At 47.9% G+C, this 705-nt stretch carries 1 protein-coding gene; it reads left to right on the forward strand.

Going from position 1 to position 705, the window contains the following annotated elements; genetic code table 11:
- Window positions 1-29 precede the first annotated feature (29 nt).
- Entirely contained in the window at window positions 30-443 is a 414-nt protein-coding gene (locus A3729_RS03485; RefSeq protein WP_068633167.1) for a PaaI family thioesterase, read from the forward strand.
- Window positions 444-705: the final 262 nt, after the last annotated feature.

A 705-nucleotide genomic window follows, 5' to 3' on the forward strand; every position in this document is an offset into this window, starting at 1 on the left:
AAATAATTAATACAATCTTGGAGTAGAACATGACATTACAGGCCGCAGATGTGCAAGCCCGCATAAGAGAGTGGGTGCCAATGGCTGAGGATATCGACTTGAAAATCGAGGAGNTCAAGCCCGGCTACGCGCGGATTCGAATTCCTTTTCAAGATAAATGTATTCGGCCGGGTGGCACGGTATCGGGCCCGGTTATGATGACCGCAGGTGATACGGCGATGTATGCTGCGATACTTGGAAGCCTGGGCGAGGTCGCGATGGCGGTAACCAGTAACCTGAATATTAATTTTCTTCAGCGGCCTGAACAGCGCGACTTGATCGCAGAAGGAAAGATATTGAAGTTGGGTAAGCGTATAGCATTTTGTGAAGTTTCGATCCGAAGCGAAGGGGCTGAGGATGTTGTGGCGCATGTGACCGGCAGCTATTCTTTGCCTCCGGTGTGATGAATAATACAAACTTGTAGACAGAGCCTTCCATGGCTCGCTAGCGGGTTAACGCGGGGCAGGTTCCAGTGAGGAGTGACACCCTCTATCTACGGAAATGATTATTTATTCGAAAATTACAATGGGCAGGCTCTGCCAGCAGGTTTTTGTTGCCGTCTTTTTTGTGTGAGAGCGCTACGCTTCAATCAACTTAATGATTCCTAAAAATAACTTACTGGTGGCGGCAACTAGCTCTTTTCGTTCCGTTTTATAATCACTCACT

Source organism: Oleiphilus sp. HI0043 (genome assembly GCF_001634935.1).